Source organism: Paenibacillus sp. YAE3 (genome assembly GCF_057546105.1).
The window spans coordinates 14,063-36,436 of record NZ_BAAIYF010000001.1 but is presented as its reverse complement, the minus strand read 5'-3'; the positions used below and the strand labels follow the sequence as shown (position 1 = coordinate 36,436).

The window sequence follows — 22,374 nt, the reverse complement described above, 5'->3', positions numbered from 1 at the left end:
GTGTTTCACACGATTGCGTTTTTAAGCATCGCATTGCTTCAGGGATTATTTTATAATGAACTCTAGATAATGAATAATATATATATCTGTATTTATTAATATACTGAAGTATATCAATGAGGTGGGAAAATGGAGTTTCTGCAGCTGCAGTATTTTCGGAAAGTGGCGGAGCTGGAGCATATGACCAAAGCGGCTGAAGAGCTGCATATAGCCCAGCCCGCTTTAAGCAAAACGATTTCCAGGCTCGAAGAGGACGTAGGCGTGCCGTTGTTCGACCGCAAAGGGCGGCAAATCCGTTTGAACGCTTATGGCAAAGCGTTTTTGCGGAGGGTCGACACGGCCCTGCAGGCGCTGGAAGACGGGCGGAAGGAAGTACAGGATATGGCGGGTCTTGAGCGCGGCCGCATTTTTGTGGCAACCACGACGCATAAATGTTTCTCCGATGCGATTGGCGATTTTATCGCCCGGCATCCCGGGGCAAGGCTGCACATATCCCAGGCTTCGGAGACGGAAAAAATCGGAAAGCTGCGCAAGGGAGAGTTGGATTTATGCATTACGTTCCCGCCGATTCGGCAGCCGGACATCGAAGGGATTCCGTTTTTGACGGAACGGATCTTGCTGGCCGTCCCGCATGGGCACCCTTTTGCGGGCCGCAGCAGCATCCGTTTGGCGGAAGCGGCGGCGGAGCCGTTTATCTGCCTCAAGTCGGAAAACCCGTTCCGGACGATGACGGATGACTTTTGCAGGCAGGCCGGCTTTGCGCCGAACATCGTCTGCGAGGTGGATGAGCATTCCGCGGTCGGGCATTTTCTGCGTGCCGGGATCGGCATTGCTTTTCTGCCGGAGACGCTGCTCGAGAAGTTCGATGCTCCGTTTCACGTGCTGGAGATCGTTGAGCCTGAATGCCTCCGCACCTACCAAATCGCCTGGATGCGGAACCGTTACCTCTCGGCAGCGGCCTGCGAGTTTCGCGATTTTATCGTGCGGCGTTTTGCGTCGGTCAGCATGGAAGCGGGACAATAGGGCAATGGCTTCATGTCTAATTTTTACATGAAAACTGATCTAATTATTAGGGTGTTTTTTAGGGAAACAGTCCCCTTAAAATGAATATACCGCTCTTCGGAAACCGCTTACATAAGGGGTGTTGCAGCTAGGTCGTCGGAAGGCCCGAAGGACGAATGCAAGGCGTCGGGACCCGGAACGATTTCGGAAGGATGGGACCGGCCGGCATTAGAAGCTGGAACCCATCCTCCTCACAGCGGTTTCAAACTGGCGATTTCATGTTTAAGGAGGGAGATTCATGTTCAAGAAGACGTTAAGTTTGGTGCTTGCGGCAGCCCTGGCGGCGCCGCTCGCGTCGATGGGCGGACCGTCCGTTTCGGCCAAGCCGGAAGGCGGCAAAGGTTCGGCGCCTACCGGGCAGGGTTACAGCTGGGACCGGGTGAAGGTCGTCGGCGGAGGATTTGTCCCGGGCATTGTTTTTAACCCGAGCGAAAAGGATCTGATCTACGCCCGGACCGATATCGGAGGAGCTTACCGGTGGGATCCGGCCTTGAAAAAGTGGAAGCAGCTGCTCGATTTTGTCGGGGCCAAAGAATGGAACATGCTTGGCGTCGATACGCTCGCGACCGATCCGGTGGAGACGAATCGCCTGTACGTGGCGGCCGGCACGTATACCAACGATTGGACCGACATGAACGGGGTGCTGCTGCGTTCGACGGACAAAGGAGAGACGTGGCAGCGCGCGGAGCTTCCTTTCAAACTCGGCGGGAATATGCCGGGACGCTCCATGGGCGAGCGGCTGGCGGTCGATCCGAACGATAACCGCATCCTGTATATGGGCACCCGCAGCGGAAACGGGCTGTGGCGGAGCTCGGATTACGGGGCGACCTGGCAGAAGGTGGAGAGCTTTACGGCGGTCGGCAACGTTCGAGATCCGTATAACGACCTGGTGGGCGTCGTATGGGTCACGTTTGATCCTTCCACGGGGAGCAGGGGAAAAGCGACCCGGACGATTTATGCCGGGGTAGCCGATACCGAACATAGCTTGTATCACAGCACCGACGGCGGCCAGACGTGGGAACCTGTGCCTGGACAGCCGGCTCAAGGTTTCATCCCGCATCACGGCATCCTGTCCGCGAACGGAAACCTGTACGTGACGTACACCAAGGAAGTGGGGCCGTATAACGGAGGCGAAGGTTCCGTTTGGAAATACGAGACCGCGTCCGGCAAGTGGACCGACATTAGCCCGACGGGGGCGGGGAAGACCGACAGCCCTTACGGCGGCTTGGCCGTGGATGCGCAGCATCCCGATACCGTCATGGTCGCAACGATGAACAAATGGTGGCCGGACGAGTTCATCTACCGAAGCACCGACGGCGGCAAGACATGGAAGCCGTTTTGGACGTTTGATGATGCCAAGGATCCGGTCCGGACCAATCAATATACGATCGATTATTCGCTGGCTCCCTGGCTGGATTGGGGAGAGAAAAAGAACCTGCCGGAGCAGAATCCGAAGCTGGGCTGGATGATCGGCGACCTCGAAATCGATCCGTTCGATCCGGACCGGATCATGTACGGCACGGGAGCGACGTTGTACGGCTCCAATAACGTGACGGCGCTGGACAAAGGGCAGAACGTCAACATTTCCGTTATGGCCGACGGCATTGAAGAAACGGCGGTATTGGGCCTGATCAGCCCGCCGTCGGGGGCGCATCTGCTGAGCGCCATGGGGGACATTGGCGGCTTCCGCCACGAGGATCTGACCCAGGCGCCGCCGATGATCACCAATCCGTATCTGGGAACCAGCACGGATATCGACTACGCCGAGCTGAACCCGAACATCGTCGTTCGCGTCGGCAACAGCGAAGGCTCGAATCCGAGAATGGGCGTCTCCATGGACAACGGCAAAACGTGGAGACCGGCTGCCAACGCCTGGGTTTCGCCGTCCAATGACGCGACGCAGGGCGGTTATGTTGCGGTCGGTGCCGACGGCTCATCCATGGTCTGGAGCCCGTCCAATGCGGCGGATCCCAAGCCGGTGAGCTACTCGAAAGACCTGGGCGCGACCTGGAAGGCTTCGTCCGGCATCCCAAGCGGTGCCAGAGTCTCCTCCGATCGGGTGAATCCGAAGAAATTTTACGGCATCGCGGACGGCGTATTCTACGTCAGCATCGACGGCGGGGCGACCTTTGCGAAGGCGGCTACCGGATTGCCGAAGTATTTGAACAGCAATTTCAAGGCGATGCCGGGAGTGGAAGGGGACATTTGGGTAGCCGCGGCAGAGGATAACACCCATCGGGACAGCCCGTATGGACTTTGGCATTCCACCGATTCCGGAAAGACGTTTAAGAAATTGGATCAGGTGCAGGCCGCCGCGGCCATCGGGTTCGGCAAAGCCGCGCCGGGCCAAAGTTACATGGCGCTGTACGCCCATGCCTCCATCGGCGGCCGGGACGGCATTTACCGCTCGGACGATGCGGGCAGAACATGGATACGCATCAATGACGACCGGCATCAATTCGGCGCGGCGAACACGGCGATCACCGGTGACCCGAGAGTGTACGGACGGGTGTATTTGGCCACGAACGGCCTGGGGATCGTGCTCGGCGAGATGGCCGGGACTCCGGGGACGGCAGCGCCCGTGATCACGGTAGACGGCACAAACAAAAAGCAAAACAACAGGAACTACGTGCTTTCCGGACATGTCAGCAAGCCGGTGGCCGATGCCCGGATCAGCGTCCGCTTGAATGGCGGAGAGCCGGTGTATCTCAAGGTAAACAACGGCAAATTCAACGGGAAGCTCACCTTGGCAAACGGCACGAACCGCATCGTGCTCGAAGCCGCCGATAGCGACGGGAACAAGGCAAGCGTTGAAATGACGGTAGAATATAACGCTAAAAAGTAGGAGCAAAACGCAAGGAATAGAACAAAAAGGGATGCCCCGGTCCACCGGCCGGAAAGCATCCCTTTACTTTTTGCAAGAATCAGGCGGGTTGCCGTCTGATTCGATCCTATTTGAAATAGCGGATACCCATAGCCTCGCGTACCTCGCCCATCGTCTGCCGGGCAGCGCTCCGAGCTTTGGCCGTGCCCGCCATCAGCACTTCGTCGATATATTGCGGACGATGTTTGTAGGTTTCGCGCCGTTCGCGGATCGGCTGCATGACCTTTTCGATCGCATCCGTTACCATGGCTTTGCAGGCGGCGCAACCTATGGCGCCTTTTTGGCAGTTTTCCCGGATGTCTTCGCTGCCATCAGGGCGGAAAATGCCGTGGTAGCCGAACATCGTGCATCGATCGGGATGGCCCGGATCGGTTTTATGAATGCGCGAGGGATCGGTTTTCGCCTTGCGGATTTGCATGCCCACCTCCTCGGGAGAAGCGTCCAGCGTGATGGCATTGCCGAGGCTTTTGCTCATTTTGCTGCCGCCGTCGAGTCCGTCCAGACGTTCGCCGACGAGAATATCCGGCTCCACCAGCACGGGGGCGTATAATTCGTTGAATCGGCGCACGATTTTGCGGGCCTGCTCGATATGTGGAATCTGATCTTCCCCGGCCGGGACAAGCGTCGCCTTGAAGGCGGTAATGTCGGCCGCCTGGCTGACCGGATACCCGAGAAAGCCGTAATAAAGATCTTCGTAGCCGCGTTCTTTGGCTTCATGTTTGACGGTGGGATTATGCCGCAGCGAGCTGACCGTGACGAACATCGAAAAGATGACGGTCAGCTCCGCGATTTCGGGGATCATCGACTGCACGAAGATGGTGGAGCGCTCCGGATCGATCCCGACGGACAAGTAGTCCAGCGCGACTTGGCGCACGCTTTTGGCAAGCAGTTCAGGCCTATGGAAATGGGTCGTCAGCGCCTGCACATCCGCGAGCATGATATAGGTCTCATATTGCCGCTGCAGCTGCAAGCGGTTTTTGAGGCTGCCGACGTAATGGCCAAGGTGCAGCTTTCCGGTCGTGCGGTCTCCGGTCAATACGATCTCCCGTTTGGTTTGCGTTGTCGTTTGGGTTGTCATTGGAATTCCTCCTAAGGGTTAAGTTGTTCTTTTTCGTTCCGACGTTGAGCCGCCACCAGCCGTCCTCCATGGCCATCACCTCCCATAAAAATCTATGAACCATAAGCCCGAATTCCAAAGGGCCAGCCGTAAAACCTGCATCGGCGAAAAATGGCCTGCGGCCTCGGCGGACTGCATTCCATGCCCTCCCCGATGTTCCCGAAATCAAAAAGGCCCCGTCCTGCGAAAAGCGGCATGCCGGGATTTCCGGTCATATCGCTTTCCAAGGACGAAGCCGTCAGCTTCGCGGTGCCACCTTGTTTGGCCGCTCTTTTCCATGGGAAAAGGCCGCCCTGCTCATCAGGTACGGAAGCGGCAGCCCTTTAAGCTCCTCTTCGATACCCTGCCCCGGCTAACGGTGGGGACACGCCGCCCGTCCTACTAATCGCCGCCGAAAATCGCGGTTTACGTTCAGACCGGTCGCTCCGAAGCCCACTTCCGCCAACGCAGCCACCGGCTTGCACCACCCGCCGGCTCTCTTGAGGCTCGCAGTCCGCGTACTCTTCTTCATCATCGCGAATATGGGGTTCATTGTACCGCATTTGCCGGCAAAAGGGAATAGGCGGGTTAATATTAGAGTTGACGCCTTTAGTGCAGAAAAGGCATTAATCACAGTAGAGTGGGTCCTCCAATGCAGATATAGTTGTCTCCAAAGCTAATATATATTCATGATTACTTGTATTTCCACGAACAAAGGATGTGTCTATACCAGATTTTCGAAGCTTTTCAATCCATAGAAGCGCAGCTTCTTTGCCAATACCTTTGTTGAGCATACCATAGTACAAGTATGCTAACTCATTGCTAACATTGGTATTAAAAACCATTGGATCGTCCGAGTTTACGTTAACAATGATGTTGGATAGCTCAATGTTGTCTGGAGACTGGACTTTAAAGAGCTGATTGCCGAATATGGAATCAATTTCTCCTATCGCTTCATTAGATGAAGGATTAACTTCAATAACAATACCAGCCTTTGAAATTTTGCTGATAAGATAGTTTTGCATATCTAATGACATACTTAGTTCAACATCCGTCGTATTTACATATATAGGTTCTGATATGTTTTTTAGATAATTTTTACAGTGATAAGCAATATAGAGGTTGTCTTTGTTCCAGATATACTCATGTTGGACGCTCTTGCATGGACAGTTGCAGTTTTTTTCATACTTCAGTTGATTGCTCTCATTTTGTATATCCCTGAATCTTCTTTTATAGACCTCAAATAATAATGGGATCGTCAATCCGGTCGAATTTTTAAAGATATCCTTGGCAATCTCGTAAATACGTTGTTCCAAATAGACATAGGTTCTGGAATTGAGATTTGTTGATTTGCTGTATACCCCCCAAATCCAGAGTAAATTATCCAGAAATTCACCACGAGGTAAAATAACGACAGGATTATTGCTCACCCAGTCTTCGATATTCACTCCAAGAGCTATACCATGACCGATTCGATCTCCAGCATGGAACTTACAGTAATCAATGACTTCATCGATCCGTCGAAGTCCGGAGTTAATATGCCTAAAATCCTCCCCAGCATGAAAGGTAAAGAAAAGGCTTTGGTTTTTAAGAATATTCCCATCACGGTCAATGATACGAATAGGATCATATTTACTGTCTCTTGCCTTCTCGAACACAGGTGCGAATACTTGGATCGGGGTGTTATTCTCTAAACTCGCTGCATCAAGACCCACAATAAAGTTAGATAAAAGCGGCACTCTTTTCCGCAAATTTTGCAGCATCTCGACTTGTTTTAAATACTTCTCCTGTATACTGCCAAAATGAAGATTTTTTATCGTATGTTCTTCGCCTCTCTCATACGAGTTCCAGCATTTCTCGATATCGTCTGTTTGCTTGATAAGATGGTATATGATTCCGATCCTAGGGAAATCCACTTTTAGATTTTTGCCTAGACCGTAATCCTCTTTAAGGATCTCATAGTATGATTTGAGGATGCGCAATATATTTATTCGGTTTTGTCCCTCTTTTTTTAATAACGATAATCGAAGCTCGACTTTTTTTAGATATGTGTTCTGAAATAAGGTTCGGAGTAGACTTTTATAATAGTTATTGTTTTTTGTGAACCCGTCCGTAGCCCGGTCAAAGTAACCTCTGAAAAAGTCAAGACCTCGAATGGATGTCGACTGAGTTACTTGCTGGTAGAATTCATTTTTTATGGCGACATATTTAAAGAATACTCTGAAGAATTGTTCGAAATGACTTATCTTCCCATGTGAATTGGAATGAGCCATCTTATACTTCATAACCATTTGAAGAAAAATATTCTCGCCGTAAGTTTTGATATGCTGATCACGACGGATAATGGAATAGATATAATCATAATCTCTATCCCCATCATCTAACCCGAAATGTTTTTTTACATTTTCTAGAACTTCCTTCAAGCAATAAATGTCCTTAAATTCGTTTTTATACCCTGCCAAAATAGATAGGACGTGCTCTAAAAGACAAGGTGAATGTTTAAGTTCTGTTTCTAGCCAATTGAATAATTGTAGATCGGTGTTTTGGTTTAAATAAAGCGTCATAATCATACGCAGAAGCTGAGCAGTCAGGATATATGAATGCACTTTGGTCGATGTAGCTAAGTGATTTGTTTCGAATTTGTGCAAGTAATCGGTTGCTTGTTTATCATTCATGACTGATTCCCAAAGAATGGAGAAATTGAAAGCAGCTGTTGCATGGATATGATTCTCTGCGACGCCCCGCTGCAATACATCATGCAAAGGAGCGTCGGCCAAATTGATATGCTGGTAGAAGCCGTCAAGGTGAATTGGTTCATGAATTCGATTGTTGGAATAATGTACGGCTACAAGAAGATCCATAGGAATAAAACGGCTTATTAAATGAAAAAAGTGTACTTTATCCTGCTCGTTGTATTCGTTAAGAAATTCAGTGAATTTGCTCTTTTTCTGATTGTACATTCCATTTTTCCAATACTTAAACACGATCTCTCCATCCCGATGAGAAATCAGGGACTCGGAGAATTCCCCTAAGATGGTGAAATAATATTGGTATAATGCATACTCCACATGCTTTGAAGTTATCGGAGTGTCGCAAAGCATAGGGTAAAATTTCTCCAATATTAAATTGACCTCATCCAGGCTGCTTGGAAAGCATTTTAATAAGACATTGTTGTATAGTTTACGAATAAGCTCTTTATGGTTGCTTTTCTTAGTTGCTTTTTTAATGTCGTTATGGATGTCTTGTACATCGGATGCTACCTGCAAAATCTCTTTTTGTCCATAAAACTCAAGATCCTTAAACGGAAAGGTAGCGATATGCATAAGTAAATTAATTTTCTTCAGCATCAGATTCATCATCTTCCAAGGTTAATTCGAAATTTTCAAGAGCTTTCGCTGTATTTGTCCGAACAATATCATAAGCAGATTCTAACATATCACGCATATCTTCTTTAGCTTCTTCAAACTCAAGATCCTCAGAAATAGCTGAATTACTACTTTCATATTTTACAAATTCTTGTAAGAGAGAGGATTCTATTCCTTCAAAGAATAACTCCGAGTTAAGACATGCTGTTCTTTTTATAGCTGACAGAAATCGTATAGCTTCAGAGCGCCCATACCAAATTTTATTATTTTGCGACAAACTTTCTATTTCTTTAAACATTTCTGTGAAAATATCAATATTTTTGAGCTGGCTTAAATCATTGTCTGTTAAATAAAATAATTTAGTTTGAACAATGTGATATTTTGTAGTAGAGGAACCATTTCTAGTTCCATTAACGAATTTCAAATATTCTTCTTTAAATTCTTTGTTAAGAACAATTTCTACCTTTTCAGGATGACTTTCAAATCGTTTATAGAGTACCTCTCCTAAGTTCTGTAAGGTAGTGTCTAGTGTTCTAATTAATGCAGCAGAATTACTTTTACGTTCGTTAATGTTTTCATTTATTTTTCTGAGTATTTTAAAAGTTTTCGACAGATTGTCTTTACCAGAGACAATAATACTACTAGTAAGATTATTACTATTATGTTTAGACGTACTATTTGTTTCTATACTATCAGACAAGTAAATTAGAGTATTTATAAACAGGAACCTTTTAATATAATCCTCTTTATTTTTTTGAGTATCCTTGTTTTTATTATAGAAATTGCTCAATAACTTTCCGAATATTCTTTCTGTGATGGAAAACTTAGAAGAAACGATGGAAATACCAGTAAGGAAGTTGATACAATCATTCACTTCTTCTACTTTCAAATTATGAGATATGTCAAACAAATTGATTAGAAAATTTTTATCTTCAAGACTTACTTTGTAAATGCTCATAAAAATAATACGATCTTTTTGATATCGATTTGATAAATAATAATTTTCATAATAGTATTTGTCATTATCCTGGGATAAATACTCTAATAACAGTAATGCATTTCGAGCCTTAGAATGAATAAGAATACTTCGAACAATATAATAAGGTGTATACCACCATTTGCTAGCGTTTTTCTTTATTTGATCTCCATCAAATGTCCCTCTGTCATTTTTCACAAGTGCATATTCACTGAAAAGTTCCTTTTTCAAAGCGAGGAAAGCATTTTCGTCATATCTGATGTTTGGTAGCAATGTTTTGATCATTTCTCCGACAATAAATAATTCGAGTCGTAATTTTGTTGTTTCATAGTCAATGAATGAACTTTCAGAATTGTTCCCCCAACGTATAAGTTTATCAAAAAAAGTTTTCTGATTATCAGCGAGCTCTGTAGATGATAGGATTATCGTATCAATAAGGCTTTTAACGTTAATATATTTTATTTTTTTCTGTTCCTCCATAGAATATTGCCGATATTCAGTGCTTGATAGTAATTGATTGACTTGATGTATGTGATAATAAACATTCACCAGACCGCGAGCCTTTTTGTCGAATATACTAAAGCTATTTTTAATAGGATGCATTTTATCTGAATTATGTTGGTTAAATATGAAGATTTGATTGTTTTCCATCAATGTCTTTAACTGAGAGGCCAGAGTAATATTGCCAAAAGAAAAATAAGGAATGGTCTCTAAGTTCCAATTAACTAGCTGATGCCTGCGCGCAGGAGGGATAATTTTCTTTAAATATTCATGTGCTAGCTGCCATTTTCGTTGGATAATCGTCATATGAATTCCTTTATTATCTTCTTCATCTTTTGTATAGAGACTAAGTTGAGGAGATAGCCCGCTTACAGCAAGATTTTCATCTTGAAGGAGAGCCATCGTAAGAGACTCTGTCAAGATTTCGTAATCTCCTGATAAAATGGTTACAACATTCGGATGATTTGCATACTGAAGGATAGAGTCCACCAGTTCACGGGTTTTTGTTGTCTTCAAATCGATATCATCGATGAAAATAAACAGCAATACTTCATTTTCATTATGGTGTAGTTGCTTCTTTGTTTGGATAATTTCATTAATCAAAGCAGTTAGCTTCTCTTTGAATTTAATATCTGGTATGAGCAATCTTGAAGACTTTTTAATATGAGAAGCAAGGTCATCGTAATTTTGACTGAGAAGTGTTCGATACTGGCTTTCCGTGTACAGATGGTATTCGATAAGTTCATTCGTTTTCTTAATCAGGTCATTGTTATCTTTGAGCACACAGTTGTTATATAAATGGCTAAGTCCTTCATTGTCGTTCCCGTTGTAGGTTTTAATCTCTTTTAAAAGCTCATAAACGGTTTTTTTCAACAATCCAACGATTGAACCCATAATTTTCGTATTCTCCCCGAAATTATCGGGCTCAATGATTGGGAGCAAAACGTTTTCGTTTTTTCTGTTTCCAGTTGTCAAATATTCTTGAATGGTATAAATTGCAGATGTTTTACCCGTTCCTCTCGAACCGAACACCCCGATAGTATTATTAGTTTCTTTTTTTACTACACTGGTACCCTTTTTGAAAGAGGATTGTTGAGCACTTGTTCTAATTTGTTCAATTTGTGTTATTAACAAGTCATAGGTTGGCATGATCATATAGATTTGGTCTTTAAGTGGTCTGGCTCCTATGTAAATTTCCTGTTGCATTGCATTATTTTGTTTCAATTCAGACATATGATAACCGCTCCTGTTCAATGATTATGAGATTTTACCGAATAGCTCTTGAAGAAATTTCTCTAATGCAATTGCGGGATTATCTTCACCGGAAGAAATCAAAGAGATCCCTGTGACTCTAATATTTTTTCTTTAATGGGAATGGGTTTTGGCAAGAGAATATAAGATTTGGGACGCCCCTTTGATTTAGAAAAGTTCTCCCATGTTTTATGAAGTTTTATAGAATAATTAATATCAGGCAAGACCCTTCAAAAATTGGGCAAGGCCTCCTTTGGAAATAATTGGGGGACTTTACAAATAATGCAATGTGTTCAACGGCTAAGGGTTTTCAATTTTTTCGAAATACTAGTTTGCAATTCCTCGATATTGGTCTTACAAGGTACGATTTTATTTCTGCTTCCTGCTAATAACAATTGTACTTCTCTAATTTTTTTATTATTTTGGATACAAACCTTACCTCCATTACCGATCACCTCAATCTATTTCGATGATTTAGACCTACGATAACAGAAAACTATATTATTAGTTCTGAAGTTATATATACAGTGTTTATATTTGATGCAAAGGAACTAATAAAATTAGAAACAAATCTCAGTATACGGTAATTGGTAAATTAGGTAAATAAATAATTTGCGAAGCTACTAGATTCGTGACTAGTTGCTTGCCTTTAATAGACAAAGAGGGATTAGAATTAAATTCGACTGTTTTATACTTTAGTTCGATTAGATTACTAAACGTATCAGACTACAATTTAAAAAAACATCGCATGTTGCGTTATGGCTTCAATACGGCCAAGTTTTCTCGAAGTACTTTTGTTCGATATTAAAAAATCTCCGTCCTACGAAAAGCTGTAACCAGGGTTAAAATTTCCTTTCCAAAAACGAAGCTGTTTGCCTAATTACGCCGCGTTTTTGCAGTTTTTGTATAACGCATCTTCTTTAAGTTTCTTTAGGTTTTTTTGAAAAATAGCAAAGACCTGCAGGGTATCCTTGAAATCAGGAACGGCGAAAATGCCTGAATCGAGACATGGCTTAGGATTAGGAAGCATGTTAAGGAGGACTATTTCCATGTATGACCAACAACTGCGACATGAACGATATCACCAGCAAAATAACAATGCCGGGGCCCGCCCAGCCGATTCGAATCCGGCCCATGCCGCGATCAAGCTGGGCGTGATCCTGCTGTTCGTCGTGTACCTGTACGCGCTCGTCAAAATCATCCTGTTCAAATTCGGCAGCATCAGCCCGGCGTATTACTTGCGGGAGCTGGTCGATCATATCCTGCATCCCGGGATGATCGCCGACCGGCTTCGGATGGCCAGCAATCTTATGCCGCTCCGGGAGATCGAGGGCTATCTCCGCGACCTGGGAGACGGGGTCAACTTCATGAACTTTTTCGGAAACATCGCCGCGTTTATGCCGCTCGGCTTTTTGCTGCCGATGGTGTGCGGCGTCCGCTCGATGACGCTTCCCAAAGTCCTATTGATATCCTTTGGCGTCAGCCTGGCGTTGGAATCGCTGCAGCTCGTCCTTTTTATCGGCACCTTTGACGTCGACGACATCATCATGAATACCGCCGGGGGGCTGCTGGGGTACGCGGCATACCTCGTGCTGTATTTTCTTTTGAAGCAAGGGGAGCAAGATAGGAACAGGAATCAACCGTTTTAAACGGCAAAAGCCGTCCCGGGTCCATCATTGGACCTTTCGGGACGGCTTTTTTTATAGCCAAGGCATCGCGAACTCGAATCGTGCGCTGCCTTTGGCGCTATAGCTTATTTTTTGCTCATTTCGCGGAAGGAGGCGTCGGCCGCTTCGAGCGTGTCGATGATATCCTGCTCGGTATGGGCCGTCGTCAGGAACCAGGCTTCATATTTGGATGGCGCCAGGTTGACGTTGCGGTTCAGCATGTTGCGGAAGAACGCGGCAAATGCTTCGCCGTCCGTATCCTGCGCCTCGTCGTAATTGGTGACCGGATGGTCGCAGAAATGCGTGGACAACGAACCCCGGATCCGGTTGATCGTCAGCGGCACGCCGTAACGGTCGGCCGATGCCTGCAGTCCGTCCGCAAGCTTGGCGGCCAGGCGGTCCATCTCTTCATAGACGCCTTCGCCCTGCAGCACTTCCAGGCAGGCGATGCCCGCAGCGATCGAAGCCGGGTTGCCGGCCATCGTTCCCGCTTGGTACGCCGGGCCGAGCGGCGCGACCTGCTCCATGACTTCCTTGCTGCCGCCGTAAGCGCCGATCGGCAGCCCGCCGCCGATGATTTTGCCGAGCGCGGTCAGGTCGGGCTTGATCGCTTCGTGGTTGGCCAGGCCCGCAAACGTTTGGGTCGATCCGTAGTGGAAGCGGAAAGCGGTGATGACTTCGTCGTAAATGACGAGTGAGCCGTTATCGCGGGCCATCCGGCAGAGCCCTTCAAGGAATCCGGGCTTCGGCATGACCATGCCGAAGTTGCCGACGATCGGCTCGACCATGACGGCGGCGACGTCTTTGCCCCAGGTATCCAGCGCTTGTGCGAGGCCGTCCAAATCGTTGAACGGAACGGTGATCACTTCCTGCGCGATGCTGGACGGCACGCCCGCGCTGTCCGGGGTCCCGAGCGTGGAAGGCCCGGATCCCGCCGCAACCAGCACGAGATCGGAGTGTCCGTGGTAACAGCCGGCAAATTTGATGATCTTGCTCCGGCCCGTATACGCGCGGGCGACGCGGATCGTCGTCATGACCGCTTCGGTGCCGGAGTTGACGAAACGGACCTTGTCCATGGAAGGGATGGCTTCTTTGAGCATCCGGGCCATGCGGATTTCAAGTTCGGTCGGCGTGCCGTACAGCGTGCCGTTTTCCGCGGCCTGCGTTATCGCCGCGGTGATGTGGGGATGGGCATGTCCGGTAATGATCGGGCCGTAGGCCGCCAAATAATCGATGTAGCGGTTGCCGTCTTCATCCCAGAAGTAAGCGCCTTTGGCTCTCTTCATAAAGACGGGCGCCCCGCCGCCTACCGCCTTAAACGAACGGGAAGGGCTGTTGACGCCGCCGACGATGTGCTGAAGTGCTTCCTGGTAAAGCTGTTCGGAACGAGAACGATTCATTGAATTTCAACTTCCTTTCGATGTATGTGAAAATCCTCCATTTAGAAAAACAGGCGGGCAGCCGTTAATCGCTGCTGCCCGTACTGCCGCTTTTGCCGGACGTGGCGTCCTGCGATTCGGTATGGGTTGTTCCGGACCCGGCGGTTCCGTCGCTCGAAACCGGTACCGTGGCCGGTTTGTTGAAAACGTCTTGAATATAATCCTTCAATTTCGATTCGCTCGATACGGTAAGCACCGCCGCTCCGCCGATGGTTCTTTCTTTCAGCAGCTTCATGGGCGGAATTTGCTCGCTGCCGGCCATCTGGCTTTTGTAGCCGACCGTCGCCAGCTTCCACATGTCGTTCACCGATAAATTCGTATCGATGTATGGACTGACCCCCTCCAAAATATCCGGAAGTTTCATGATGGAGGTGGTGGACTGCATTTTTGCGGCGACGGCTTTCAGGAAAGCGCGCTGGCGCTCGGTCCGGGAGAAGTCCGAAGTCGCGTCGTGGCGGAAACGGACATATTGCAGCGCCGTTTTTCCGTCGAGATGCTGCATGCCTTTTTTCAGGTCGATGTCGTATTCGTGTTTATCCGCGGCGCTGGGATAATACATGTCTTTTTCCACGTAAAAATCGACGCCGCCGACCGCATCCACCAGCTTAATAAAGCCTTGGAAGTCGGTGTAAACGTAATATTGGATCGGAATGCCGAGCAAATCGCCGACCGCTTTCATGGCCGTGTTCGGACCGTGGGTGATCGCGGTGTTGATTCGGTCCTTCCCGTGCTCGGGAATGTCCGTGTACGTATCTCGCAAGATGGAAAACAGATGAATCCGCTTTTTGACCGGGTCGAGGGAGGCGACCATCATGCTGTCCGACCTGGGAATCTCGCCTTCGGAGATGCCGCGGGCATCCACGCCCATGAGGAGAATGTTGACGGGTTCGGTGCCTTCCCATTTGGGAGGCTCGGGGACTTTGGCTTCGACGGGAGTCACGTTTTTAAAAGGGGAGGCTTCGCCGGTTTTTTGCAGGCCCTGCAAACCGTTGTATATCGAAGTAAAATAATATACCGCGTAGCCGATGACGGCTACCAAGATGATGGCTATAATCCATAATATCGTTTTTTTCCTTGAAGTCATTCCTTCTCTTCCTTTCAAGTTATGCTGATAAAGGAGGCTTTTGCTGTATCATTCGACAATTTGTAGGATAAGGATTCATTTATTATAATTTTTTTTGACAATACAATCAATTTTACCTTGGGATATTGCATTTGATGGCACCCGATGTTGGCATGGATTGCCTGCCGAAAGGAGCACGAAGAATATGACAGAACTGGCGATCGGACAAGAGGTTCCGGATTTCACCCTCCCGGCATCCAGCGGCGCGGACGTTACGCTGAGCAGTTTCCGCGGACGAAAGGTCGTTTTGTATTTTTATCCAAAAGACATGACGGAAGCCTGCACCAAGGAGGCTTGCAGCTTCCGGGACGCGCACCCTCAGCTGGAAGAGAAGGGGGCGGTGGTGCTTGGCATCAGTCCCGACCCGATCAAATCCCACGGCAAGTTTACGGAGAAATACGGCCTGCCGTTTCTGCTGTTATCGGACGAGGATCACCGGGTGAGCGAGATGTACGGCGTTTGGCAGCTGAAAAAGATGTACGGCCGCGAATACATGGGCATCGTCCGCTCGACTTTCCTCATCGATGAAGACGGCAAGCTGCTGAAGGAATGGCGCAAGGTGAAGGTCAAGGGCCATACCGAGGACGTCCTGTCCGCTTTATCGTAAACTGCAACCCAAAGATCCCGGCGCTGTGAAGCCTCATGGCGGACGCCGGGATTTTTGGCGTTTTGCTCAGCCTGCTCCGGCTGTTTCCGCAGTGAGTGCCTAAGAATATAAGTTAGAATATTCTAAGCAAACCATGGTGAAATTTCATTGAAAACAAATGTAAACACATCAATATCCATTTACAATTTAGAATATTCGAAGTATAATGGTGATTATCCGGTAAGGAAAGAGGAGAATTACATGGATAAGCAGCCTGAAATTACGGTAGATATGTTATTTGATGTATACAGCGAGCTGTCCCGAAAAATGACTGGCCAGCGCATTCGTGCCTTGATGGATCATCTGCGCAAGCACGAATTGTCCCTGAACCAGTTTTTTATATTGAATATTATCGAACGGGGCGGCGCATGCCTGTCGAGCCATCTGGCGAGCCATTTGAAGCTGAAGGCGGCGTCCATTACGTATTTGGTCGATTCGCTGGAGAAAAAGGGGCTTGTGGCCCGGACGGAAAATCCCAGCGACCTGCGAAGCCATTTCATCAGCTTGACGGACGAAGGGCATGAAATCTCCTCTTTCCCGTTCGAGCATTCTTTTGCCGCTGACTTTTTCAAAAAGCTCAGCCAGGATGACCTCGAGGTTCTGTACGTGATGATGCGGATCATGAACCGTAAATTGGACTCGGAATCAAGCGATATGCAAAAAATATGAATCATAACTTAAGGGAAGTGTTATTTTGAAAAGGTTACTGAAGGTTAAAATCGCCTGGTTCCCGGTGTGGTGCACGGCCTTTCTCATGCTTTGCATGCTTAGCATATATTTGCCCGTATTCGGCGGGCAGTCGCAAAGATTGACGGATTTTCCGCTGATCGTGGTGAATGAGGATCAAGGCGCCGCCTCGGTGAACATGGGCCAAAAGATCATGGACAATCTGATTCAAACGCAGGACGGACATTCCTTTAAATGGACGATCGAGTCCAGCAGGGAAAGAGCCGTCGAACAAATCAAAAACAACAAGGCATACGGGGCGCTCGTCATCCCGGCCGACTATTCCGCTTCGCTGTCCGGCGTGCAGAAATCGCTGATGACCGGACAAACCGGCGGCAAACCTGCACGGATGGAGATATTGGTTAACGAAGCGGGCGGACAGCTCGCCTCCTCCGTCGCTACCACCGCGATTCAAACGGTCGCCTCGACCGTGAACGCCGGCGTCAGCCAGCAAATCAAGGCGGGCATGACGAAGCTCGGCCTGGAGGTATCGCCGCAAGCGGCAACGCTGCTGGATAATCCGGTACAGGCGAAGACCACCAATGCCTTGGGCTTGACGGGGAACATCAACAAAGGGATGACGCCTTTCGTCGTCGTTATGATCTCGTCGATCAGCGGCCTGCTCGGGGTCAACATGATCCACGGATATGTGGAAAAAATCGCCGAAAACATGAGACGCAAAGGTCATCGCCTAAGCCATGCCAAACAACTGCTGACCGAAATATTGCTTGGAGTCATTACGTCGGTGCTCGTGACATCGGTGATCATGATCTTCGTGTTCGGCGTTTTCGATAGCGCGCATACGACGGCCGTTTGGCGCATTTATCTGTTCCTGCTGTTAAGTTCCCTCACGATGTTTTTCTTATTCAAAATGCTCAGCCTGTTCCTCGGCAAATGGGGGATGCTTGCGATGTTCCCGGTCAACATCATGGGGATCTTCGGGAGCGGCGGCGCTTTTCCAGTCACGACGCTGCCCGAGTTTCACCGCGCGCTCAGCTCGTTTTTGCCGACGCGGTACATGGTGGACGGGTTCCGCGCCTTGTTTTATTACGGCGGCCATATGGAAGCCGGGCTTGGCACGGCGCTGCAATACATCGTTACCTATTTGATCATGTTCCTGTTCCTTTGCGGAGCAAAGGTCATCATGGCGCATCATCAGGATAAAAAGGGCGCTGCCATCGAGGCGGTACAAGGAGCATCCGCATCCAAAGGAAACGAAATGGGCGCTTTGGCCGCGGAATAATGCAATTTTTCTTTATTTGTGATCCTTCAAAAGCCGGTTTCCGTACCCGCTGCTAAGCGGCGGCGGAGACCGGCTTTTTTGCTGTTCCGGGGATCTAGTTCGGGCTAAGGGGACATGTCTAATCCGAAATAGTTGTTTTCAGATAATTTATGAAATATTATTGTAAAAACATATGTAAATTTGTTCGTATATTTTTATTGACATGGAAACAGGCAGGCATTAAACTAATTCGTATGCGAAATATTAGGTTATGAAACAGGGGGGCAGGTTTTGGAATCCCGGGAACAGGAACAAATCATTGAAGTGCTGTATTCTTTTCGCCAAGTGCATTTAAGCTTCTACCAGCTGTTCTGGAAGAGAGCGGAATCGCTTGGGACCACCTGGATTCAATATCTAGTGCTGCGAACGCTCCGTGACCATCCGGACATCGGACTCACCGAGCTCGCGGATTTGATTCTTATAGGCAACAGTACGACCAGCGGCGTCGTGAACCGGCTCGTCAAGGCGGGGATGGTGGAACGCAAACGCTCCGAGACGGACCGGAGATCGATTACGCTGAGAAACACGAAGGAAGGAGATGAACTGCGGAAACGCACCGAGGCCATTTGCCAGGACTATCTTGAACCTCTTTTACATATCAAGGAAGAGGACCGGCGTCACATGTTAAGGACGCACAAGCAGATTATCGACATATTATCCGAAAAAGGGAGAGAGAGAAATCTATTATGAATAGCAGCGAAGCTCAGTCCATCGAGCATATAAAAAAAGGGCCGATTATCGCCGCCCTGCTCATCGGCGCTTTCGTGGCGTTTTTGAACCAGACGCTCATGAACGTGGCCCTGCCCAAAATCATGGCCGACCTCGGGATTACCCAAGCCGCGACGGGACAATGGCTGACCACCGGCTATATGCTTGTCAACGGCGTGTTGATCCCGGTCACCGCCTTTTTGATCGCCCGTTTTACGACACGCCAATTGTTCATTTCGGCGATGTCCCTGTTTTCGATCGGCACGCTCATATGCGCCTTGGCTCCGTCATTCGGCGTATTGATGGTCGGACGGTTGATCCAGGCCGGGGGAGCCGGCATTTTGATGCCGCTGATGACCGTCGTGTTCCTGAACATTTTCCCGATTGAAAAACGCGGCTCCGCGATGGGGATGATGGGGATCGCAATGATTCTCGCTCCGGCGATCGGACCGACGCTTTCCGGTTACCTTGTGGAGCATTACAGCTGGCGCGTCCTGTTCTACATCATTCTTCCGTTTGCCATTATCGCGACGTTGATCGGAATTTTCTTCTTGAAAAACGTCACGAAAGTCACCAAGCCGAAATTCGACGCCGTCTCGGTCATTTTGTCCACGATCGGCTTCGGCGGCCTGTTGTACGGCTTCAGCGACGCGGGTACGGACGGCTGGGGAAGCCGGGAGGTCGTATGGTCGCTGGCGGTCGGCACCGTGGCTTTGATCGCGTTCGTGTGGATGCAGCTTAAGTCCAAAAATCCGATGCTCGAATTCCGCATTTTTAAATACAACATGTTTACGCTGACGACGATCATCAACGTGATCGTCACGATGGCGATGTATGCCGGCATGATCCTGATGCCGTTGTTCCTGCAGAACATCCGCGGCTTTACGCCGTTGGAGTCCGGCCTCATGATGCTGCCGGGGGCGATCCTGATGGGGATCATGTCGCCGATTACGGGGGCGATCTTCGATAAAATCGGCGCAAGATGGCTTTCGGTCATCGGCCTGGCCATCACGACTTACATGACTTATGAGTTCAGCCGCTTGAGCGTTGAAACGACTTATGCGCATTTGATCACGATTTACACGATCCGCATGTTCGGCATGTCGCTGATGATGATGCCGATCCAGACGGCGGGCCTCAACCAACTGCCGCGCAGCTTGAACGCGCACGGTACGGCGATGTCCAATACGCTGCGGACGATTTCCGGTTCGATCGGTACGGCGATCCTGGTGACGGTCATGACTTCGCAAACGAAGCATTACGTGACCGAAGGGCTGAAAGCCGGCGCCGCCAAAGCGACCGACAAAGCGCAAATGGCGGCCCTGTCGGCCCAATCCATGGTGCACGGCATCAACGACGCGTTCGTGATCGCCACTTGGCTGAGCGCCGTTTCGCTGGTGTTGGCGTTCTTTATCAAAAAGACCAAACCGCAAGACGAAAACATGAAGTCGGAAAAGGCGGAGATGCCGAACGTCGGCAAAGCCGTGAACGCGAAAGGGTAATGAATCGCACGCAAAAAAAGGGTGTCCCGACAGGTTTGAACAACCTGGAGGGATACCCTTTTGTTTTATTTCGATGGACCTTGTACGTTTTTCAAACGTTGCCATCCGATTAACGCGTCTTTGATACGGTCTTTGCTTTATTTTTGCGGAAAAGCTTGTGCATCAGCGCCGAGAGAGGTTTCCGGTAACGAACGGCCAGCAGGACGATCGCGAGCAGCAGGATGGCGCCGACGATCCAAACGGAATATTTCTCTACCATATGAAAGGCCATGTTCCACTGAGGACCGAACACCTTGCCGATGCTGATGAAGAGCACCACCCAGAACAGCGCCCCGCTGTATGCATACAAAGCGAACTTCCGGAAGGGAACGGAGATGATTCCCGCAAAATATCCGGTAAAATGGCGCACGCCGGGGATGAAATACCCGATGAAAATGAGGCCTTGCCCGTACTTGTTGAACCATTTTTGCACGTGATCGATTTTGCTTTCGGAAAGCAGCACCCATTTGCCGTATCTGTGAATGAAGGGAAGGCCTGCCTTGAGGCCGATAAAATACGTGATGGTCATGCCGATGGTCGTCCCGAGGAAAGCAAGCACGATCAGCCAGCCGAAATTCAGATTCCCCGCGTAGGATAAATACCCCGCATAAGCCATGGTCGTCTCACCCGGAAAAGGGAGCGCAATAAACTCCAGAACCAGTCCCAAAAACAAAACGATATAACCGTAATCTCCAAACAATAGCTGTATCCACTTCAGCAGTTCCAACATTCTCACTCCAAACCAGATCCAAGATGTTCTTGCCAAAAGACTGATCCGTAAAGTCTATTTTCGAACCTCCCACCATATAATCTACCAGAAAGCAGAATTCATAGAAATAGTGGAGGTTTTCCCGATGGTAAAACGATTATTGATTGCTTTGCTGCTCCTCATGATCCTACCGTTCATCAGCAGACAGGAACTGGTTCGGCAGCCTCAAACCGCGGAAGCTTCGGTGCAGGAACAGGTTCTGCAGCAACTTCCGCCGATGTACGCAACCACATCCGCATCCCCGAAATCCAAACATCCAACTTCAGCCGGAAAAACAGTCTTCCTTACGTTTGACGACGGACCCAGCGCTTTAACCGGCAAAGTTCTCGATATTTTGAAAAAAAATAATATCCGCGCCACGTTTTTCGTTCTGGGCGAGCAGGTGAAACGGTATCCCGAGCTGCTGCGGCGCATCCACGAAGAAGGGCACGCGATAGGCAATCATTCCTATGATCATCATTATACCGAACTTTATAGCGGATTTCCCGCCTTCTGGAACCAGATCAAACGGACCGAAGAAGAAGTTTATGCCGTCACCGGGGTTCGGCCGCAATTGGTCAGGGCCCCGGGCGGTACGGCCGGCCATTTCGATGATACCTATTTTCGCCTGATGAAGCTGGGCGGATACGTCGTGACCGACTGGAACGTGGACAGCGGCGATTCGAAGCGGCGGGGAGTGCCCGCGGCTGAAATCGTGAAAGGGGCCAAGGCCCCGGCGAACTCGGACCGCGTCGTGCTCCTGCTGCATGACGGCAGCGGCCATGAGGAGAGCGTGAAGGCTTTGCCTGAAATCATTGCGCATTACAAAAAGCAAGGGTATCGTTTTGACGTCCTGTCGCCGGACGAAGAACCCGTGCAGTTCAAAGTGAACGAAAAGGCGAAAAAGCTGAAGCGCGCCGCGCCAAGCGAGTCGTGGGTGCAGTCGCATGTCGCCGGCAACGGCGCCTTGTTCGCGAGCGGCAAACCGCTGCGCCTCGAAGTCGGACCGATGGAAACGACGCTGAATCCCGGAGAATACCTCTATAAGGACGGGCATTATCTGGTTCCGGTCCGTGCCGTAGCCGAAAGGCTGGGCGGGAACGCCGTTTGGGATCCGAAAACGCAGACCGCCAAAGTGACCTTGTCGGCGGATTCGGATACCGTGCTGAACATCCAGGTCCGGACCGGACGGCTGACGGTGACCAAAGCCGGGAAAAACGTCTCTTCGGTCACGACGTCCGTCACCATGATCAACGATGCGGTTTGGATTCCGCTGCGGGACTTGTTCGCCAATGCCGGATATGCCGACGCGGCGGCTTCCGAAAACCGGGAGGAGCGGCGGGTCAAGGTGTCCTAACC

General features: G+C 49.1%; 15 protein-coding genes and 1 other annotated feature. Of the genes, 9 read left to right on the top strand and 6 right to left on the bottom strand.

The genetic code is table 11. The features are described from left to right. The first annotated feature begins 129 nt into the window (after positions 1-129). Positions 130-1,023 (top strand): LysR family transcriptional regulator, encoded by an 894-nt coding sequence (locus tag AC27KL_RS00130; protein WP_487168382.1) that lies wholly within the window; start codon positions 130-132, stop codon positions 1,021-1,023. A 277-nt stretch (positions 1,024-1,300) separates the two neighbouring features. Continuing rightward, the gene (locus AC27KL_RS00125; RefSeq protein ID WP_487168381.1) at positions 1,301-3,907 is read left to right on the top strand and encodes a xyloglucanase; all 2,607 of its coding nucleotides are present in this window, start codon (positions 1,301-1,303) and stop codon (positions 3,905-3,907) included. A gap of 106 nt (positions 3,908-4,013) precedes the next feature. Here AC27KL_RS00125 and trpS read toward each other — a convergent pair whose 3' ends face one another. From trpS to AC27KL_RS00110, 3 genes are all read right to left on the bottom strand, one after another. Next, positions 4,014-5,024: a tryptophan--tRNA ligase gene (trpS, locus tag AC27KL_RS00120; protein WP_487168380.1), complete on the bottom strand. Its 1,011-nt coding sequence runs from the start codon at positions 5,022-5,024 to the stop codon at positions 4,014-4,016. Positions 5,025-5,285: 261 nt separating this feature from the next. Then, positions 5,286-5,586, bottom strand: a binding site (T-box leader). Positions 5,587-5,668: 82 nt separating this feature from the next. Beyond that, on the bottom strand, positions 5,669-8,389 hold the full coding sequence (locus tag AC27KL_RS00115) for a hypothetical protein (protein ID WP_487168379.1): 2,721 nt from the start codon (positions 8,387-8,389) through the stop codon (positions 5,669-5,671). Further along, a complete protein-coding gene (locus AC27KL_RS00110) occupies positions 8,373-11,117 on the bottom strand; it encodes a hypothetical protein (RefSeq protein WP_487168378.1) in 2,745 nt (914 codons plus the stop codon). Before AC27KL_RS00110 ends, AC27KL_RS00115 begins: the two co-directional genes overlap by 17 nt. Positions 11,118-12,184: 1,067 nt before the next feature. On the opposite strand from AC27KL_RS00110, the gene AC27KL_RS00105 reads away from it, so the two are divergent. Continuing rightward, positions 12,185-12,784 carry a VanZ family protein gene (locus AC27KL_RS00105; protein WP_487168377.1) on the top strand — a complete coding sequence of 200 codons (600 nt, stop codon included), beginning with the start codon at positions 12,185-12,187 and terminating at the stop codon, positions 12,782-12,784. Positions 12,785-12,888: 104 nt separating this feature from the next. On the opposite strand, the gene AC27KL_RS00100 is transcribed toward AC27KL_RS00105, so the two are convergent. Then, positions 12,889-14,202, bottom strand: coding sequence for a glutamate-1-semialdehyde 2,1-aminomutase (locus AC27KL_RS00100; protein WP_487168376.1), 1,314 nt, complete (start codon positions 14,200-14,202; stop codon positions 12,889-12,891). A 64-nt stretch (positions 14,203-14,266) separates the two neighbouring features. After that, on the bottom strand, positions 14,267-15,325 hold the full coding sequence (locus tag AC27KL_RS00095; RefSeq protein ID WP_339323423.1) for an LCP family protein: 1,059 nt from the start codon (positions 15,323-15,325) through the stop codon (positions 14,267-14,269). 184 nt (positions 15,326-15,509) lie between these two features. On the opposite strand from AC27KL_RS00095, the gene bcp reads away from it, so the two are divergent. From bcp to AC27KL_RS00070, 5 genes are all read left to right on the top strand, one after another. After that, entirely contained in the window at positions 15,510-15,971 is a 462-nt protein-coding gene (gene bcp / locus AC27KL_RS00090; RefSeq protein ID WP_339323424.1) for a thioredoxin-dependent thiol peroxidase, read from the top strand. A 240-nt stretch (positions 15,972-16,211) separates the two neighbouring features. Then, complete coding sequence (locus tag AC27KL_RS00085) at positions 16,212-16,679, top strand: MarR family winged helix-turn-helix transcriptional regulator (RefSeq protein WP_052146821.1); 468 nt, start codon at positions 16,212-16,214, stop codon at positions 16,677-16,679. 25 nt (positions 16,680-16,704) lie between these two features. Further along, a complete protein-coding gene (locus tag AC27KL_RS00080; protein WP_487168375.1) occupies positions 16,705-17,979 on the top strand; it encodes a YhgE/Pip domain-containing protein in 1,275 nt (424 codons plus the stop codon). Positions 17,980-18,249: 270 nt separating this feature from the next. Then, on the top strand, positions 18,250-18,708 hold the full coding sequence (locus AC27KL_RS00075) for a MarR family winged helix-turn-helix transcriptional regulator (protein WP_036707485.1): 459 nt from the start codon (positions 18,250-18,252) through the stop codon (positions 18,706-18,708). Further along, positions 18,705-20,228 carry a DHA2 family efflux MFS transporter permease subunit gene (locus tag AC27KL_RS00070; RefSeq protein WP_339323426.1) on the top strand — a complete coding sequence of 508 codons (1,524 nt, stop codon included), beginning with the start codon at positions 18,705-18,707 and terminating at the stop codon, positions 20,226-20,228. The genes AC27KL_RS00075 and AC27KL_RS00070 overlap by 4 nt, the downstream gene beginning before the upstream one ends. Positions 20,229-20,337: 109 nt before the next feature. Here AC27KL_RS00070 and AC27KL_RS00065 read toward each other — a convergent pair whose 3' ends face one another. Then, entirely contained in the window at positions 20,338-20,994 is a 657-nt protein-coding gene (locus AC27KL_RS00065) for a DedA family protein (protein WP_487168374.1), read from the bottom strand. Between the two features lie 127 nt (positions 20,995-21,121). Here AC27KL_RS00065 and AC27KL_RS00060 point away from each other — a divergent pair, with 127 nt between their 5' ends. Further along, the gene (locus AC27KL_RS00060) at positions 21,122-22,372 is read left to right on the top strand and encodes a polysaccharide deacetylase (RefSeq protein WP_487168373.1); all 1,251 of its coding nucleotides are present in this window, start codon (positions 21,122-21,124) and stop codon (positions 22,370-22,372) included. The last annotated feature ends 2 nt before the right edge of the window (positions 22,373-22,374 follow it).

Bases quoted from the DNA above. Each gene is read 5' to 3' on its own strand.
- AC27KL_RS00130 (WP_487168382.1), top strand. From the start codon at position 130: ATGGAGTTTCTGCAGCTGCAGTATTTTCGGAAAGTGGCGGAGCTGGAG.
- AC27KL_RS00125 (WP_487168381.1), top strand. From the start codon at position 1,301: ATGTTCAAGAAGACGTTAAGTTTGGTGCTTGCGGCAGCCCTGGCGGCG.
- trpS (WP_487168380.1), bottom strand. From the start codon at position 5,024: ATGACAACCCAAACGACAACGCAAACCAAACGGGAGATCGTATTGACC.
- AC27KL_RS00115 (WP_487168379.1), bottom strand. From the start codon at position 8,389: ATGCTGAAGAAAATTAATTTACTTATGCATATCGCTACCTTTCCGTTT.
- AC27KL_RS00110 (WP_487168378.1), bottom strand. From the start codon at position 11,117: ATGTCTGAATTGAAACAAAATAATGCAATGCAACAGGAAATTTACATA.
- AC27KL_RS00105 (WP_487168377.1), top strand. From the start codon at position 12,185: ATGTATGACCAACAACTGCGACATGAACGATATCACCAGCAAAATAAC.
- AC27KL_RS00100 (WP_487168376.1), bottom strand. From the start codon at position 14,202: ATGAATCGTTCTCGTTCCGAACAGCTTTACCAGGAAGCACTTCAGCAC.
- AC27KL_RS00095 (WP_339323423.1), bottom strand. From the start codon at position 15,325: ATGACTTCAAGGAAAAAAACGATATTATGGATTATAGCCATCATCTTG.
- bcp (WP_339323424.1), top strand. From the start codon at position 15,510: ATGACAGAACTGGCGATCGGACAAGAGGTTCCGGATTTCACCCTCCCG.
- AC27KL_RS00085 (WP_052146821.1), top strand. From the start codon at position 16,212: ATGGATAAGCAGCCTGAAATTACGGTAGATATGTTATTTGATGTATAC.
- AC27KL_RS00070 (WP_339323426.1), top strand. From the start codon at position 18,705: ATGAATAGCAGCGAAGCTCAGTCCATCGAGCATATAAAAAAAGGGCCG.
- AC27KL_RS00060 (WP_487168373.1), top strand. From the start codon at position 21,122: ATGGTAAAACGATTATTGATTGCTTTGCTGCTCCTCATGATCCTACCG.